This window comes from Streptomyces sp. NPDC007875 (genome assembly GCF_042868035.1).
In the GTDB taxonomy this organism is placed as follows: domain Bacteria; phylum Actinomycetota; class Actinomycetes; order Streptomycetales; family Streptomycetaceae; genus Streptomyces; species Streptomyces antimycoticus.
Map to the genome: position 1 here is coordinate 349,508 of NZ_JBIADZ010000003.1, position 16,852 is coordinate 366,359.

General features: G+C 71.5%; 14 protein-coding genes and 1 pseudogene. 8 read left to right on the forward strand and 7 right to left on the reverse strand.

The window, feature by feature from the left end:
- Positions 1-137: 137 nt before the first annotated feature.
- Positions 138-584: pseudogene (locus ACFYOY_RS08390) on the reverse strand (phosphotransferase); the annotation flags it as partial.
- Positions 585-683: 99 nt separating this feature from the next.
- On the reverse strand, positions 684-1,904 hold the full coding sequence (locus tag ACFYOY_RS08395; RefSeq protein ID WP_388585598.1) for a metallophosphoesterase: 1,221 nt from the start codon (positions 1,902-1,904) through the stop codon (positions 684-686).
- A gap of 364 nt (positions 1,905-2,268) precedes the next feature.
- Here ACFYOY_RS08395 and ACFYOY_RS08400 point away from each other — a divergent pair, with 364 nt between their 5' ends.
- Both ACFYOY_RS08400 and ACFYOY_RS08405 read left to right on the forward strand, forming a co-directional pair.
- Positions 2,269-2,478, forward strand: coding sequence for a hypothetical protein (locus ACFYOY_RS08400; RefSeq protein ID WP_351903072.1), 210 nt, complete (start codon positions 2,269-2,271; stop codon positions 2,476-2,478).
- Positions 2,475-3,077 (forward strand): 3'-5' exonuclease, encoded by a 603-nt coding sequence (locus tag ACFYOY_RS08405; protein WP_351903075.1) that lies wholly within the window; start codon positions 2,475-2,477, stop codon positions 3,075-3,077. The genes ACFYOY_RS08400 and ACFYOY_RS08405 overlap by 4 nt, the downstream gene beginning before the upstream one ends.
- Positions 3,078-3,254: 177 nt before the next feature.
- On the opposite strand, the gene ACFYOY_RS08410 is transcribed toward ACFYOY_RS08405, so the two are convergent.
- The 4 genes from ACFYOY_RS08410 to ACFYOY_RS08425 form a co-directional block, all read right to left on the reverse strand.
- A complete protein-coding gene (locus ACFYOY_RS08410) occupies positions 3,255-3,518 on the reverse strand; it encodes a hypothetical protein (RefSeq protein ID WP_351903078.1) in 264 nt (87 codons plus the stop codon).
- Between the two features lie 229 nt (positions 3,519-3,747).
- A complete protein-coding gene (adh, locus tag ACFYOY_RS08415; protein WP_093466315.1) occupies positions 3,748-5,271 on the reverse strand; it encodes an aldehyde dehydrogenase in 1,524 nt (507 codons plus the stop codon).
- Between the two features lie 107 nt (positions 5,272-5,378).
- Positions 5,379-6,779 (reverse strand): GAF domain-containing protein, encoded by a 1,401-nt coding sequence (locus tag ACFYOY_RS08420; protein WP_388585602.1) that lies wholly within the window; start codon positions 6,777-6,779, stop codon positions 5,379-5,381.
- 632 nt (positions 6,780-7,411) lie between these two features.
- Positions 7,412-8,689: a glycoside hydrolase family 18 protein gene (locus ACFYOY_RS08425; RefSeq protein WP_351903085.1), complete on the reverse strand. Its 1,278-nt coding sequence runs from the start codon at positions 8,687-8,689 to the stop codon at positions 7,412-7,414.
- A gap of 385 nt (positions 8,690-9,074) precedes the next feature.
- Between ACFYOY_RS08425 and ACFYOY_RS08430 the strand changes: the two genes are divergently transcribed.
- Positions 9,075-10,247 carry an acyl-CoA dehydrogenase family protein gene (locus ACFYOY_RS08430; RefSeq protein ID WP_059146580.1) on the forward strand — a complete coding sequence of 391 codons (1,173 nt, stop codon included), beginning with the start codon at positions 9,075-9,077 and terminating at the stop codon, positions 10,245-10,247.
- 46 nt (positions 10,248-10,293) lie between these two features.
- Here ACFYOY_RS08430 and ACFYOY_RS08435 read toward each other — a convergent pair whose 3' ends face one another.
- Positions 10,294-10,659 carry a hypothetical protein gene (locus tag ACFYOY_RS08435; protein ID WP_351903088.1) on the reverse strand — a complete coding sequence of 122 codons (366 nt, stop codon included), beginning with the start codon at positions 10,657-10,659 and terminating at the stop codon, positions 10,294-10,296.
- Positions 10,660-10,876: 217 nt separating this feature from the next.
- Here ACFYOY_RS08435 and ACFYOY_RS08440 point away from each other — a divergent pair, with 217 nt between their 5' ends.
- The 5 genes from ACFYOY_RS08440 to ACFYOY_RS08460 all read left to right on the forward strand — a co-directional run bounded on the left by ACFYOY_RS08440 (position 10,877) and on the right by ACFYOY_RS08460 (position 16,832).
- Positions 10,877-11,317, forward strand: a complete 441-nt coding sequence (locus ACFYOY_RS08440) for an Lrp/AsnC family transcriptional regulator (RefSeq protein WP_020866923.1) — start codon at positions 10,877-10,879, stop codon at positions 11,315-11,317.
- 67 nt (positions 11,318-11,384) lie between these two features.
- On the forward strand, positions 11,385-13,037 hold the full coding sequence (locus ACFYOY_RS08445; RefSeq protein ID WP_351903092.1) for an amidohydrolase: 1,653 nt from the start codon (positions 11,385-11,387) through the stop codon (positions 13,035-13,037).
- A gap of 579 nt (positions 13,038-13,616) precedes the next feature.
- Entirely contained in the window at positions 13,617-15,386 is a 1,770-nt protein-coding gene (lnt, locus tag ACFYOY_RS08450) for an apolipoprotein N-acyltransferase (protein WP_351903095.1), read from the forward strand.
- 374 nt (positions 15,387-15,760) lie between these two features.
- Positions 15,761-16,483: a polyprenol monophosphomannose synthase gene (locus ACFYOY_RS08455; protein ID WP_351903118.1), complete on the forward strand. Its 723-nt coding sequence runs from the start codon at positions 15,761-15,763 to the stop codon at positions 16,481-16,483.
- Positions 16,484-16,643: 160 nt separating this feature from the next.
- Complete coding sequence (locus tag ACFYOY_RS08460) at positions 16,644-16,832, forward strand: rho termination factor (protein WP_351903098.1); 189 nt, start codon at positions 16,644-16,646, stop codon at positions 16,830-16,832.
- The last annotated feature ends 20 nt before the right edge of the window (positions 16,833-16,852 follow it).

Consider the following 16,852-nt stretch of genomic DNA (forward strand, 5'->3'; position numbering starts at 1 on the left):
CGGTCACCCCGCACGCCCTCGGCGAAATGCGCAGCAGAGTGAGTAAGGGCAAGCGATACGCCCCGAGGAGCCGGCCTGCTCGATGCGTCAGAACGCACTCGTAGCAGTCGAGCCCGCGCAGCCTCACAGCCGGGATCTCAGCACGGCGGCCTCACCACCCGGCCACCACCCGGCGCGGACGGGTCGAAGCCGTGCTCGACCAGCCGGCGCACCGCCAGCAGGCTTCGCAACGACCACCCCGCGCGGATCATGCCGAGGTCGATGTCGGTTCCCTAGCCGGCGACGGTGTCGCCGAGGCGCCCCTCGTGTCCGAGCGTCAAGGTGGCGAGGCCGAACCGAGCGTCACCCCGGCCTGCCTCGGACCAGTCGATGATGCCAGTGATCTCGTCGCCGTCGACGGACACGTGAGCGATCTGCAGGTCGCCGAGCGTGAACACCGGAGTCCACGGCCGGAGCGCGGCCTCGGCGACCTGGCGGTTGCGGGTGACCAGGTCGGCAGGCAGGGCGCCGTTCGCCACGAGCCGCTTGCACTCGCCGTCGAGATCCGGCGTGGCTCGTTGGAGCCGTCGGCCCGGGAATAATGGTCCGGATCTTGTCCGTAGCGAGACGGGCCTGGTCATCTGTCGACGCCGCATCCCTCGGCTCATGGACTGCTCCAAGCGGATGCGTCGGCCCGTCGAGTGCTATATCGAGGTGGGCAGGTGCGGGGAGCGGAGCACGAGCAGGGTGATCTCGCTGGGGGCGAAGACGCGGAACGGCGGGCCCCAGAAGCCGGTGCCGCGGCTGGTGTAGAGGAGGGTGCGGGGGCCGTGGTGGCTGAGGCCGGCGAGGGCGGGCTGGTCGATGCGGACGAGGTGGTGGAAGGGCCAGATCTGGCCGCCGTGGGTGTGGCCGGAGAGTTGGAGGTCGATGCCGGCCGCTGCTGCCCGGTCGATGAACTTGGGCTGGTGTGCCAAGAGCAGGACGGGTAGGTCGGGGTCGGCGCCGTTCAAGGCTCCGGCGAGGTGGGCGCGGTGGCCTGCCAGGCCGGAGGACTCGGCGGTGACGTCATCCACGCCGGCGACCACGAGGGTGTCGCCTCCGCGTTCGAGCAGCAGATGGCGGTTGCGCAGCGGCTCCCAGCCCAGCTCGTCCATCAGGTCGACCCAGCCCTGGGCCTCGCTGTAGTACTCGTGGTTGCCGGTGACGTATACACGGGCCCGGGTGGCCCGCACGGTACCGAGTGGGGCGGCCTGGGCCCGGCGGCGTTCGGCCGTGCCGTCCGCGATGTCGCCGGTGTGGCAGACCAGGTCGGCTTCCAGAGTGTTCACCGTCTCGCATACCCGCGCCGACCAGCGAGCGCGATCGAGCGGGCCGTAGTGGGTGTCGGTGATGAGGACGACGCGGATGCCGTCCAACCCGGCACCCAGCCGTGGGAGTTGCACGTCGAGCCGGCGCACGCGTGGCACGCGGCGGGCCTCGGCGTACCCCCAGCCGAGCAGTACGGCGGTTATGCCGAGGACGGTCCAGGTGACGATTCGGGCCCGGTCCTGGCTCTCGCCGACGCCGGCCACGGCCAGGGCGAGCCGCAAGAGGACGGCGAGCAGAACGGACCAGGTGAACAGAATCCAGATGGTGCCCAGCAGGGTGTCGCCGATGATCGCCGCCCGATCCTGCTGGCGCCGGCCGTGGCCGCGCACCATCACGAGTGGCATACCGATGAGACCGAGGGCGAACAGGGCGGTGCCGACCAGCGTGACGGGCAGCGGCCAGTGCTGGCCGGTGTGCAGGAGCACCCAGCAGGGCACGGCCCACAGCAGGACGGGGGCGATCAGGGGGATGTAGTGCATCAGGCGGCGCAGTCGGCTCTGCCGCGGCGCTTGCGCTTCACCCTCGGCGGGCCGGGTGTCGCTGGTGTCGGTCACGCTTCCCCTCCCTGACCAGGCTGCCGTCTCGCGCACTGTATCCGGTCGCCTCGGGCCGGCCGGACCGGGCGTTCACAGGCGCGGCCCTTTAGAGCGAAGGATTCTCTGCGAGATGGCATGACGGCGCCGCAGACACCTCCCTCGGCATGAGCCGCGATCAGGGTGCTGCTGCCCCGGCTTGGTACTGCCGCCGGTGGAGGGCGCGGTCGGCGGGACGATGGCCTGAGCCGATGATGGCGAGTACCGGCCTCGCTGAAGCCGGTCAATGCACTCCCGCAACAGGCTGTTGACGTACCCGAGTCAGGGAGGTTGCCAGCACGTGGGACGAGGGCGGCTCCGACTACGTGCCGAACCCCCAGACCGAGTGGCCGGGTGGTGGTCATCGGGCCTGGTCCCGCTGCTGGGCGGCACTGACCGGGCCATCATCGTGGAGGGTCTGGACGAGCCGCCGCGCTACTACCTCCAGCACGGCTTCGGCTGCCAGTGCCACGACCGCGAGAAGCCTCACCACTACCGTCGGCACGGCCGTGCAGCCATCGGCTGGCCGGCGGAGAACGGAATGGCCGCACCATGAACTTCGCCACCTGGCCCGCACTGTTCGTCGTGGACGTCGAAGGCAACGGCACCAACCCGCCCGACCTGGTCGAGGTGGCCGCCCTACCCGTTCGCGACGGCTGCCCGGACACCAGCAGGGCCGCGTGGTGGCTCATCCGCCCGCCCCGGGCCCGTCACTCCCCGCGCCGCAAGCATCCACGGCCTGACCAACGGACTTCTGGCGCAGTCCCCCCGATGGGAGAGATCGCCGAGCGGGTCCACGGGGTCCTGGGCAAGGCGTGGATCTGCGCCCACAACGCGCACACGGACTACCGAGTGCTCAAGGCGCACCTGCCGGATTGGGAACCGGCCGGAGTCCTCGACACGCTCCGCCTGGCCAAGACCACGTACAAGGACCTGCCCGGCTACAGCCTCGACGCCCTGATCAAGCACACCGCGCCGGACATCATGGCCGCTCCCGCCCAGCGGCACCGTGCCACCTGCGACGCCTTCGCCGCGGCGCAACTCCTCATCGTCATGGCCGCCCACTACGACACCTGGGATCAACTCGTCGCCGCGGCCGTGCCGCCCGGCCTGCCAGGCACCCCCGAACCAGAAGAGGACCCCACCCTGTGGTGACCACCGGACACCCATCCGTATCGGCGTGCTCGGCACCACTCCACCGGCAAGACGACACTGCTCAAACGGATCCAGATGGAACTGCGCGGCCACGGGCTCACCGTGGCCCGCTCGCCGACGAAGTCGACCCCGAGTGCGTGCCGAATCCTCCTCAGGTCGCCCGGCTGCTTGCCGCGGTCAAAGCCCTGCCCGGTCGCGGCGGGGAACTACATCGAAGCCGCGGCGCATGGCCTTACGCGGAGGCGAGCGCGTGAGGCTGCTCTCACCCTTGACGAGCAGGCGATGAAACGCGCGAAGCGTCCCTATGACCTGCGCCATGCAGGCATCTTGTTCTGGCTGGCTTCCGGAGTCGACCCCGCGGAGTGCGCGCGCCGGGCCGGGCAGGGCATTCAGGTTCTGTTCCGCCATGACGCCAAGTTCCTGGCCGAAGCCCGGAATCATGCGAACAGCCTGATCGAGGAATCCATGCGGCGGTGGGAGGAGGCGACGGACGGCTCGGAGAGCGCCTTAGCAGGGTCTTGGCCCGGAAATGCCCCGGAACAGCTGGTCATAGCTGGGATACCCGTGGGAGGAATCGGGACTGAGGTCGTGTCTCGACTCGCGGCCCAGATCGTGCGCAGACAGGGCGCCTGACGGGCATCTGCCCTGGTCAGGCGCCCTTTTGCGGTGCTCAGAAGAAGCCGAGCTTCTTCGGCGAGTACGACACCAGTAGATTCTTCGTCTGCTGATAGTGATCCAGCATCATCTTGTGGGTCTCGCGGCCGATCCCGGACTGCTTGTAGCCGCCGAAGGCGGCGTGTGCCGGGTAGGCGTGGTAGCAGTTGGTCCACACCCGGCCCGCCTGGATGGCGCGCCCGGCGCGGTACGCGGTCGTGCCGTCGCGGGTCCACACCCCCGCGCCCAGCCCGTAGAGCGTGTCGTTGGCGATGCCGATCGCGTCCTCGAAGTCGGTGAACCGCGCCACCGCGACCACCGGCCCGAAGATCTCCTCCTGGAAGACCCGCATATGGTTGCCGCCCTCGAAGATCGTGGGCTGGACGTAGTAGCCGCCCTCCAGTTCGCCGCCGAGCTCGGCGCGGCTGCCGCCGGTGAGGACGCGGGCGCCCTCCTGCCGGCCGATGTCGAGATACGACAGGATCTTCTCGAGCTGGTCGTTGGACGCCTGGGCGCCGATCATGGTGTCGGTGTCCAGCGGATGCCCCTGTGCCACCTTCTCCGTACGGGCCACGGCCGCGTCCATGAACGCCTGGTAGTGACCGCCTTGGACCAGGGCCCGCGAGGGGCAGGTGCACACCTCGCCCTGGTTCAGGGCGAACATGGTGAACCCTTCCAGCGCCTTGTCCAGGAAGTCGTCGTCGGCGGCCGAGACATCGTCGAAGAAGACGTTCGGGCTCTTGCCGCCGAGTTCCAGGGTGACCGGGATCAGGTTCTCGCTCGCGTACTGCATGATCAGCCGGCCGGTGGTGGTCTCCCCGGTGAAGGCGACCTTGGCCACCCGGGAGTTGGACGCCAGCGGCTTTCCGGCCTCTACGCCGAAGCCGTTGACGATGTTGACCACACCCGGGGGCAGCAGATCGGCCACCAGGCTCATCCACAGGTGGATCGAGGCGGGCGTCTGCTCGGCGGGCTTCAGCACCACCGCGTTGCCCGCGGCCAGCGCCGGGGCCAGCTTCCAAGTGGCCATCAGAATCGGGAAGTTCCACGGGATGATCTGGGCGACCACGCCCAGCGGCTCGTGGAAGTGGTACGCGACCGTGTCGTGGTCGAGTTCGGAGAGGCTGCCTTCCTGGGCCCGGATCACCCCCGCGAAATAGCGGAAGTGGTCGATCGCCAGCGGGATATCGGCGGCCAGTGTCTCCCGTACCGGCTTGCCGTTCTCCCAGCTCTCCGCGACCGCGAGCGCCTCCAGATTCTGCTCCATCCGGTCGGCGATCTTCAGCAGCACCGAGGCGCGCTCGGCGGGTGCCGTGCGGCCCCAGGCGGGCGCGGCCGCGTGGGCGGCGTCCAGGGCCCGCTCGACGTCCTCGGCGGTGCCCCGGGCGATCTCGGTGAACGGCTGCCCGTTCACGGGGGTCGGGTTCTCGAAATAGCGGCCCCGGGCCGGCGGTACGTACTCGCCACCGATCCAGTGGTCATAGCGCGGCTGATAGCTGACGACCGAGCCCTCGGAGCCGGGGTTTGCGAAACGCGTCATGGGGCGGCCTCCCGTGGTGTACGCGTGATGGGGTCCCGTTGTCGGACGCGTCGTTCGTGTGCGTCCCGGCCCCGCCCGCGCCGACACGGGCGGAGCCGACGGGGAGGCTAGCCGCGGCCACGTTGCGGGGACGTTGCGTCCCGGTGGCCGACCCCTTGCCATTCAGCGCCGCCTGCGCGTTGCGGGCCGACGCCGTGGTGCGGGCCGACGCTGTGGTGGGCGCCGTCTCCGTGCTGGGCTACGCCCGCCAGCCCGTACAGCTCCCGCAGCCGCCGTACCCGCGCCGCCGGAACCGCCCGCCCCGGCGCATGGGCCGGAAGCGCGGTCAGCAGCGCCTCCGCGACCTCCAGATCGTGCTCGCCCCACGGCGTCTGCGCCCAGCGCCGCAGCAGTTCCGGATCGCCGTGGGACAGCACGGTGCGCCGCAGCCCGTCCTCCAGCACCCGCCGCATCCGGCACACCCCCGGCGCCTCCGACAGCGGCAGCAGCGGCCCCGTATACGCCCGCAGCGCCGTATACGCGTCGCCGGAGGCCAACGCCTCGGCGGCGTCGGCCAGATCGGTGCTCACGGGCGCGCAGAGCCGGTACGGGCGCGAGCCCAGCAGCGGGCCCACCAGGCGGCGCAGCCGCGACAGCTCGGCCCGCAGCGTCACCGGGGAGCGATCGTCGGCCCGGGGCCCGTACAGCTCCAGCGTCAGCCGGTCGCCGGACAGCCCCTCCGGATGGCCGGCCAGCAGCACCATGATCTCGCTGTGCCGCCGCCCGAGCCGCAGCCGCCGCCCGTCGACGACCAGCAGCGCCTCGTCCCGGCCCAGCGCCGTCAGGGAGATCCGCGGCCCGCGCGCCCGCGGCTCCCCGGCGCCCAGCTGGGCCTCGGCGGCGCGGGCGGTCGCCTGGACCAGGGCCAGGCTGTGCGGGGCGGCCAGATGGTCCCCGCCGGTGATGTCCACCGCGCCCAGCAGCCGTCCGGTGTGCGGATCGTGGACGGGGGCGGCGGCGCAGGTCCACGGCTGCACACTGCGGTTGAAGTGCTCGGTGGCGAAGATCTGCACCGCGTGGTCGACGGTCAGCGCCGTCCCGGGCGCGTTGGTGCCCGCATGGCTCTCGTCCCAGCGCGCCCCGGCCACGAAGTTCATCCGCTCGGCCTGGTTCCGTACGCCCGCATGCCCCTCCACCCACAGCAGCCGGCCCTGTTCGTCGCAGACCGCGAGCAGATGGGCGCCGTCGTGGGCGATGGTGCCCAGCAGCTCCCGGAACAGCGGCATCACCCGGGCCAGCGGATGGTCCGCGCGGTAGGTGTCCAGCGCGTCGTCCGCCAGGTCGATCGGCGCGTTGCGCTCCTGGGCGACCCGTGCGTCGGCCGAGCGCCGCCAGGACTCCGCCACCACCGGCCGCACGGCCGGGCTGAGTGCCCCCTCGGTCAGAAACGCCTCATGGGCGCGGCGCACGGCACGGGTGCGCTCGGCGGGGTCGGTGCCGGACGCCATCGCCAGCCAGGGATTGACCATGGTGCCTCGCTCAGCGGTACGGGGGGCGGAATGTTCAGAGGTCCAGGGTTCCAGGGTTTCGGGGATTTGGGGATTCGGGGCTTCAGGGATACGAGGAGACGGTACTAAGAGGCGGACGGGGTGGGGGAGTCGGCCGTCAGCTTCGGGCGGGCAGAGAGGGGGCGGGCACGACCCCGGGCGGGGATGCATAGCCGCAGGAGTGGCAGATCTTCCACCCGTCCTGGTTCACGGCGAGTTGGCCACCACAGCTCGGGCACTGCTCGGAGCTCATGATCGTTCCTTTGGTTCATGCGCACGAGGCGGTGCGGGCCACCCGTGCGCTCAGATTTCCTTGTGGGGCGGATGCCCCGCAACAGTCAGAACAAGCCGCGTTCAGGTACGGGCTGCGGAGGGAGCGCGTTCACACCGGTGTGCGGGCGTTGCCGGGATCTCCCCCTACGCTTCCCGCGCCCCCTCGCACGCCGCTTGAACGCTTGAGAACCGGTCGGCCGCCGGTCGAGCCCGCCGCGCACGCCGTGTACGCCGGGTCCGCCGCACACGTCTGACCCGCCGCGCACGGCAACGCGGGCGGGGAGCCGGTGAGGCTCCCCGCCCGCGTCATCAGGGGGGTTCGTACGGGGTCCGTACGAGGGTCAGCTGATGGACTTGATCAGCTCACCGTTCGTGGTGTCGCCACTGAGCTCCCAGAAGAAGGTGCCGCCCAGGCCCTGCTGCTGCTTGTAGTTCATCTTGCCGGCGATGGTGGCGGGGGTGTCATAGCTCCACCACTGGTTGCCGCAGTGCGCGTAGGCCGTCCCCGCGACCGTGCCGGTCGCCGGGCAGGAGTTCTTGAGCACCTTGTAGTCCTCGATGCCCGCCTCGTAGGTGCCGGGCGCGGCGCCGGTCGCCGTGCCGCCGGGGGCGTCCTGGGTGACGCCGCTCCAGCCGCGTCCGTAGAAGCCGATGCCCAGCAGCAGCTTCGAGGCCGGGATGCCGGCGCCCTTGAGCTTGCTGATGGCGGCGTCGGTGTCGAAGCCCTGTTGCGGAATGCCGTTGTAGGAGTTGAGCGGCGAATGCGGGGCGGTGGGGCCCTGTGCGGCCCACGCGCCGAAGAAGTCGTACGTCATCGGGTTGTACCAGTCGACGTACTGCGCGGCGCCCGCGTAGTCGGCGGCCTCGATCTTGCCGCCGGAGGAGGCGTCGGCCGTGATCGCCGCGGTCACCAGATTGGACGAACCGAACTTGGCCCGCATCGCGGACATCAGGTTCTTGAAGGCGTCCTTGCCGCTGGTGTCACAGCTGAGGCCGCAGGCGTTGGGGTACTCCCAGTCGATGTCGATGCCGTCGAAGACATCCGCCCAGCGCGGGTCCTCGACCAGGTCGTAGCAGGACTGCGCGAAGGCCGCGGGGTTCTTGGCGGCCTCGGTGAACCCGGAGGACCAGGTCCAGCCGCCGAAGGACCACAGCACCTTGAGGCCCGGGTGGAGCTTCTTCAGCTTGCGCAGCTGGTTGAAGTTGCCGCGCAGGGCGCCCGCGTCCCAGGTGTCGGCCTGGCCGTCGACGCTGCTCGCCGCGTCGTACGCCTTGTCGTAGTCGGCGTAGGCGTCGCCGATGGCGCACTTGCCGCCGGTGACATTGCCGAAGGCGTAGTTGATGTGGGTGAGCTTGGCGGCCGAGCCCGAGGTCTCGACGTTCTTGACGTGGTAGTTGCGCTGGTAGATGCCCCATTCGGTGAAGTAGCCGACGACCTTGTCACCGGCGGCCTTCGCGGCGGGGGCCTCGGCGCTCTTGGAAGCGGCCTTCGGCGTGGCCTTGGCTATGCCGGCGCTTTGGGGTTCACCGGCCGTGGCCGAGCCCGCGAGCAGAGTGGCGGTCAGGACCGCCGTACAGAGCGCCGCGAGCGCGGCCGACAGTCTGCCTGGTCTGAGCATGGAATCTCCTCGGTGGGGGGTGAGGGGAGAGTGAACTGCCCGACGACCTGCCCATAGCTTGACATGAACGCGCAGGACAGGGTGGGGAAAAGGTAGAAGGACTAGACCAGTGGGGTCAATGGTCTGGGCCAATTTGCTCCGCGCGTGCGCCGTTGGTGGGAATGCGCGTAAGAAGGTGGTGGGCGTACGTGTGCGAAGTTGATTGAAGATCGGGCAACCGGTGGCGGAAGGCCCGGGATCGGGCATACTCCAACCGCCGCGGTACAGGTCACCACCCCTCGCGATCCGAACGGGCGGGCCGGCCGGCGGCAGCAACACCGGCGGCGCCGCCACACCCCGGCGCACGTCGCCGCAGTGCCTGAACAGGGGAGAGGAGAGCGCCGCCATGACCGACCACGGCCCGCAGCCGGTGGAACGCGAGCTGCCCACCGAGGAGGCCCGCGACCTGATTTCGCTCGTCCGCGAGCTGATCGAACGGGAGATCAAGCCCCGGGCCGCCGAGGAGGAGGCCGCCGGGCACTTCCCCCGCGAGCTGTTCACCCTGCTGTCCGAGTCCGGGCTGCTGGGGCTGGTCCAGCCCGAGGAGTTCGGCGGCGGTGACCAGCCGTACGAGGTCTATCTGCAGGTCCTGGAGGAGCTCGCGGCGGCCCGGCTGACCGTCGGCCTCGGCGTCAGCGTCCACACCCTGGCCTGCCACGCCCTCGCCCGCTACGGGAGCAAGGAGCAGCTGGCCGAGCACCTTCCCGCGATGCTGGGCGGCGGTCTGCTCGGCGCGTACTGCCTCTCCGAGCCCTCCTCCGGCTCCGACGCGGCCGGGCTCACCACCCGGGCCACCCGCGACGGGGACACCTGGACGCTTCAGGGCACCAAGGCGTGGATCACCCACGGCGGTATCGCCGACTTCTACACCGTGCTCGCCCGCACCGGCCCCGAGCGCACCCGGGGCATCAGCGCCTTCCTCGTCCCCGCGGACACCCCCGGGCTCTCGGCGGCCGCACCCGAGCACAAGATGGGCATGGCCGGTTCGCCGACCGCGCAGATCCATCTCGACGGGGTGCGCGTTCCCGACGCCCGGCGCATCGGCGAGGAGGGCCAGGGGTTCGCGATCGCCCTGTCCGCCCTCGACGCGGGCCGTCTGGGCATCGCGGCCTGCGCCGTCGGCGTCGCCCAGGCGGCGCTGGACGAGGCGCTCGCGTACACCGCGCAGCGGCGGCAGTTCGGCCGGCCGATAGCCGACTTCCAGGGGCTGCGCTTCATGCTCGCCGACATGGCCACCCAGATCGAGGCCGGGCGTGCCCTGTACCTGTCGGCGGCACGGCTGCGGGACGCGGGGCGGCCGTTCTCCAAGCAGGCGGCGATGGCCAAGCTGTTCTGCACGGACGCCGCGATGCGGATCACCACCGACGCCGTCCAACTGCTCGGCGGATACGGCTACACGGTGGACTTCCCGGTCGAGCGCTATATGCGCGAGGCGAAGGTCCTGCAGATCGTGGAGGGCACCAACCAGATCCAGCGGGTGGTCATCGCCCGCGCTCTCGCGGGACCTGAGACCGGCTGAGCCGGGTGTTTCGGTGGGGGGCGCGGCACGCGCCCCCGCCGTTCGCCTACCGCCGCGTCACCGGGAAGCGGACCGGCTGCGAGCCGGGGCCGCCGAGGTGCGAGAACGGCTGCGTCCGCCAGTCCAGGCCCGCCGGAAGCGTCAGCAGCAAGGCGGCGTCCCGCTCCCGCGCCTCCAGCGACGCGTCGGCGGGGGCGGCGTCGGCCGCCGGGCGGCCGGTGCCGGCGCAGACCGTGAGCCCGAACGGGTCCCACGGGGAGGAGCACAGCGCGTGCTCGGGAAGAACGTCCTCGTCGGCGAGGAGCGCGATGGGATGCGCGCAGTCCGGGCAGATCACCCGGAACATCTCATAGGTGTCGTTGTGCTCGTCGGTATCGATGTCGCCTGCGTCGAGGCGCTCGAGATGAGGCATGTGTCTCCCCCTCGGGTGGGCTGGTCGGGCGCGTCGGCCTCGACCACAGCAAGCATTTCCCGCGCGACCGCATAGGTAATCGCGGCAACTCATAGGACACCCACGAGGAGATGTGGCGTTCGTCACATGCCTGGTGCAGGTGCGGCGTACGGGCGTCTGTGTCCGCTGTGCCCACCCGTTGTGCCGGAGCCCTCCCGACCACATAAGGTGATCGGCTGTGGAGGAGTTGGACAGACAGATCGTGGAGCTGCTCGTCAAGGACGGCCGGATGAGCTACACGGACCTGGGCAAGGCCACCGGCCTGTCCACATCGGCCGTGCACCAGCGCGTTCGCCGGCTCGAACAACGGGGCGTGATCCGCGGCTATGCCGCCGTCGTGGACCCCGAGGCCGTCGGGCTCCCTCTTACCGCGTTCATCTCGGTCAAACCCTTCGACCCCAGCGCGCCCGACGACATCTCCGAGCGGCTCGCCGAGGTGCCCGAGATCGAGGCATGCCACAGCGTCGCGGGGGATGAGAACTACATCCTCAAGGTGCGCGTGGCCACCCCGCTGGAGCTGGAGCACCTGCTCAGCCGGATCCGCTCGCTGGCCGGGGTCTCGACCCGCACCACCGTGGTCCTCTCCACGCCCTACGAGGCGCGCCCGCCGCGCGTCTGAAACGCCGGGGACCTCTTACCGGGCCCCTTCCGATCCCCTCATCTGATACCCCCCGAGGCAGCCCGCCGTGAACGACCCGACCCCCGCCCAGGCCCCCGAAGGCCGTACCGTCCTGCTGCGCGGAGGTGAGGTCCACAGCCCCGCCGATCCGTTCGCGACCGCGATGGTCGTCGAGCGCGGCACCATCGCCTGGGTCGGCTCCGAAGGGGCCGCGGACAGCTTCGCGGACGGCGTGGACGAGATCATCCAGCTGGACGGGGCACTGGTGACCCCCGCGTTCACCGATGCGCATGTGCACACCACCGCGACCGGGCTCGCCCTCACCGGACTCGATCTCACCGGTGCCCGTACGCTCGCCGACGCGCTGGAGCGGGTGCGCGCCTTCGCCGCCGCCCACCCCGCCGACCGGGTGCTGCTCGGCCACGGCTGGGACGCCGCCCGCTGGCCCGAGGGACGCCCGCCGTCGCGGGCCGAACTCGACGAGGCGACCGGCGGCCGCCCCCTCTATCTCACGCGCATCGATGTGCACTCCGCCGTCGTCACCACCGCGCTCCTCGACCGCGTCCCCGGCGTGTCCGACCTGGCCGGCCACCATCCCAGTCGGGGTGGTGCCCCCCTGACCGGCGCCGCCCACCACGCCGTCCGGGCCGCCGCCCACGCGGCCGTCACCGAGCGGCAGCGCACCGACGCCCAGCGGGCCGCACTCGCCCGCGCCGCCTCGCTCGGCATCGGCTCCCTCCATGAATGCGCCGGGCCCGACATCTCCTCCGAGGACGACCTCACCGGGCTGCTGAAGCTCGCCGCCGGGGAGCCGGGACCGCGGGTCTACGGCTACTGGGCCGAGGCCGCCGGCAGCGCCGCCGACCTGGACAAGGTGCGCGAACTCGGCGCCATCGGCGCGGCGGGCGACCTCTTCGCCGACGGGGCGCTCGGCTCGCACACGGCGTGTCTCCACCAGCCGTACGCCGACACGCCGCACACCGGCACCGCCTATCTGGACGCGGCGGCCATCGCCGCCCATGTCATCGCCTGCACCGAGGCCGGCATCCAGGCCGGATTCCACGCCATCGGCGACGCCGCCGTCACGGCCGTGGTCGAGGGCGTACGGGCCGCCGCCGACAAGGCCGGGCTCGCCCGCGTCCGCGCCGCCCGCCACCGCGTCGAACACGCCGAGATGCTCACCCCCGGGACCATCGCGGCCTTCGCCGACCTCGGCCTCACCGCCTCCGTCCAGCCCGCCTTCGACGCCCTGTGGGGCGGCGAGGACGGCATGTACGCCCAGCGGCTCGGCCCCGAGCGGGCCCGCACCCTCAACCCGTACGCGGCGCTGCTGCGTGCCGGTGTGCCCCTGGCGCTCGGCTCCGACAGTCCCGTCACCCCGCTCGACCCCTGGGGCACCGTGCGCGCCGCCGCCTTCCACCGCACCCCGGAGCACCGGATCTCCGTCCGCGCCGCCTTCACCGCCCACACCCGCGGCGGCTGGCGGGCCATCGGACGGGACGACGCGGGGGTCCTGGTGCCCGGCGCGCCCGCCGACTACGCGATCTGGCGGACCGGTGAACTCATCGTGCAGGTGCCCGACACGCGGGTCGCCGGATGGTCGACCGACCCCCGCTCCGGCACCCCCGGCCTGCCCGACCTCACCCCCGGCGGTCAACTGCCCGTCTGCGTGCGCACGGTGGTGGGCGGACGCACCGTCCACCTCCGGCCGGACGAGTGACGCGCGGACGCCCCGTACCGCCGAACGATGAGCCCCCGGCCTGTCGTGGCATCTGAACATCGTCCGTACTGACCTGGTCATTTGAGGAAACGGCGCAGGTCATGCGGCTGTTGACAGGGTGCGGTCGGTGGCCGGTAGGTTCGGCCTCGTCCACCACTGGACGCCCGACCGGGGAATCTTCACGCAGTCGTCGAACGCCGCTGGGCCAGAGGGAGACGCGCCGCCGTGGTGCGCCGCCACTGGGAGCCAGGTCCAGCGCACGGGGGCGAGGGAGGGATCGCCGGGTCGGCAGGTGCGACCCGGGAGGGGCCCGGACGCTCAGTAGACAACGGCTCTCGGTCGATCCGCAGCCAGCGGGTCCCAGGTCGGCCCGAAGGGCGTCGGGCCCCCACTCCGCACGCGCACACCGGCGGACCGCCCCCCCCGACGCGGGGGCGGGGCCGCCGCCGGGCGAGGAACCCCCGCCATGGCCGAAGCGTTTCCATAGCCCGAGGTCACAATCCGCACCTCGGGACAACTTCTGGGCGCCCGCGTTATACGGTCACTTCACCACAGCACGACCTGTAGGAAGGCCGCACCGTGCCATCGGGTTCCGACACCACCGCCGATACCGCCCCCACCGGGCCGGACGCAGACCGTCCGGGCCGGCGGCCCGGCTCCGCCGTCACGCCGCCCACCGGCGGCGCCGTCGAAGGCGGTGACACCGTCGAGGGCGGCGGGACCGGGACCGCGGCGCCCGCGTCCGAGCCGTCCACCGGGGAGCGGCGGCCCGGCCGGCTGCGCCGTCTGGGCCTGCTCGCCCGCCGCGAGGCGCGGCGCAGTGCGCTCGCGGCGGTCAGCGGGCTCGCGCTCGGCGTCGCCTTCCCGCCGTTCGGGGTGTGGCCGCTGTCCCTGGTGGCCGTCGCCGCCCTGGCCCTGCTCACCCACGGCCGGACCGCCCGCCAGGGCGCCTGGACGGGCTTCGCCTTCGGGCTGCCGTTCTTCCTGCTGCTGCTGAAGTGGCTCAGCGTGGTGGGATGGGACGCGGTGATCGGGCTCTCCGTCATCCAGGCGGCCTTCCTGGCGCTGATGGGCGCGGGCCTGGCCCTGGTCTCCCGGCTGCCGGTACCGGCCCTGTGGCCGCTGTGGACGGCCTGCCTGTGGGTCGCCGAGGAGTGGGCCCGCGACCGGGTGCCCTTCGGCGGCTTCCCCTGGGGCCGGCTGGCCTTCGCCAACACCGGTTCGCCCTACACCCCGCTCGCCGCGCTGGGCGGCGCCCCGCTGGTCACCTTCGGCGTCGCGGTGACGGGCGGGGCGCTGGCCTCCGCCGCGCTCCTCCTGTGGCGGCTGAAGCGCGCCGGGAGCCTCTCGCCGCGCGGCGCCCTGCCCGCCGCCGGGGCCGTGGCCGTCGCCGCCGCCGTGACGGCGGCCGGATTCGCGGTGCCCATTCCCACCGCCGCCGACGACTCGGTCGACATCGCCGTCGTCCAGGGCAATGTGCAGCAGCCCGGTATGGACTTCCTGGGCCGCCCCATGATGATCCTCGACAACCATGTGAAGGCGACGCTGAACCTGGCGAAGGACGTCAAGGCCGGCCGGATCGCCAAGCCCGACCTCGTCATCTGGCCGGAAAACGCCTCCGACCTCGACCCCTTCCAGTATCGGGAGGCATACGCCCGGATCGACGAGGCCGTGAAGGCGATCGGCGTTCCGGTGCTGGTCGGCGCCCTGGTCGACCATCCGACCAAACAGGGCTATGTGGAGAACCAGGGCATCGTCTGGGATCCGAAGAGCGGTCCCGGCGCCTCGTACACCAAGCAGCATCCGGTGCCCTTCGGCGAGTACGTCCCCTTCCGCCAGCAGCTCAGCAAGGTCATCACCCGGCTCCAGCGGGTGCCCCGCGACTTCTACCCCGGCGACCACACCGGCGTGCTGAAGGTCGGCCCCGCCCGGCTCGGCGATGTGATCTGCTTCGAGGTCGCCTACGACGAGATCGTCCGCGACACGGTCAACGCGGGCGCCCGGGCGATCGTCGTCCAGACCAACAACGCCACCTACGGGCGCAGCGGCCAGCCCGAGCAGCAGCTGGTCATGTCCAAGCTGAGGGCGATCGAGCACGGTCGGCCGGTGATCACCGCGGCCACGAGCGGGATCAGCGCCGTGGTCTCCCCGGATGGCACGATCGAGCAGCGGACGAAAGAATTCACGCAAGATGTGCTCACCGCGCGCATCCCGCTGCGTGACGGCAAGACCCTGGCCGACCGCGTCGGTGCGATGCCCGAGTGGGTGCTCGCTATGGTGGGCGTTCTGTCCTGCGCGGCCGCGATCACGATCGGCCGTCGGGGACGTACGGACGAGAAGGGGCAGTAGCCGTGAGCGACGCACGCGAGGCCGAGGAGCCGCGCCGGAGCAACGACCGTGACGATGCGTCTCACGGGCGGAGAAGCGACCAATCCGACGCCGTGAGCGACGCACGCGAGGTCGGTGAGCCGAGCGAGAAGGCCGCGGAGCCGCTTGCCGGAGCCGGTGAGCCGAGCGAGAAGGCCGCGGAGCCGCGCACCGGAGCCGAGGAGCCCAGCGCGAAGGCCAACGCGCCGCGTACCGATGCCACGGAGCCGCTCGCCGGAGCCGACGAGCCGCGTATCGAAGGCGACGAGCCGCTCACCGACGGCGCGGACGCGGAGCCGCGCCGTGCGCAGCAGGACGACGGCGGCCGGCGGAAGTACGGTCCGCTCGGTACGACCTTGGTGATCATCCCGACCTATAACGAGGCGGAGAACATCAAGCCGATCGTCGAGCGGGTCCTGGAGTCGGTTCCGGAGGCGCACATCCTCGTCGCGGACGACAACAGCCCCGACGGCACCGGCAAGGTCGCCGACGAGCTGGCCGCCGAGGACGACCGCGTCAAGGTCCTGCACCGCAAGGGCAAGGAGGGCCTCGGCGCCGCCTATCTGGCCGGGTTCCGCTGGGGCATCGAGCACGGCTACGGCGTGCTGGTGGAGATGGACGCCGACGGCTCCCACCAGCCCGAGGAACTGCCCCGGCTGCTCACCGCGCTCAAGGGCGCGGATCTGGTGATCGGTTCCCGCTGGGTACCCGGCGGCCGTATCGTCAACTGGCCCAAGTCCCGCGAGTTCATCTCCCGGGGCGGCAGCACGTACTCCCGCCTCCTCCTCGATGTGCCGATCCGCGATATGACGGCCGGCTATCGCGCGTTCCGCAAGGAGACGCTCGAGGGCATCGGCATGGACGAGGTCGCCTCCCAGGGCTACTGCTTCCAGATCGACTTGGCCTGGCGGGCCATCAAGGCGGGCTTCCATGTCATCGAGGTTCCGGTCACCTTCATCGAACGCGAGCGCGGCGAGAGCAAGATGAGCCGCGACATCGTCACGGAGGCGGCCTGGCGGGTCATGTCCTGGGGCGTGGGCTCACGGGTCAACAAGATGCTGGGTCGCAAGGAGCCCTAGGCCCGGCTTCGGGTCCCCGGGCCCGGGCTTCGGGTCCCCGGGCCCGGGCTTCGGGGGTCCTTCGGGTCCCAGCCTCCGGCTCTCCGCCTCCGCGCTCGGAGTAGTCCCGCGGGCGTCCTTCCGCCCCGTACCGGACACTTGAGGCTGAAGGAGGCGGAACATGGCTAAAGCGACCACGAAGAGCGCGAAGTCGACAGCGCGCGGCACGGCGGCCCGAGGGAGCGCCAAGTCGGGCAGCATGGAGATGCGGACCAAGGAGGATCTGTACCGCGAGGCCCAGAAGGCGGGCATCGAGGGCAGGTCCCAGATGTCCAAGAGTCAGCTGATCTCGGCACTGCGCCACCGCTGACCACGGGACCGAGCGCGTCT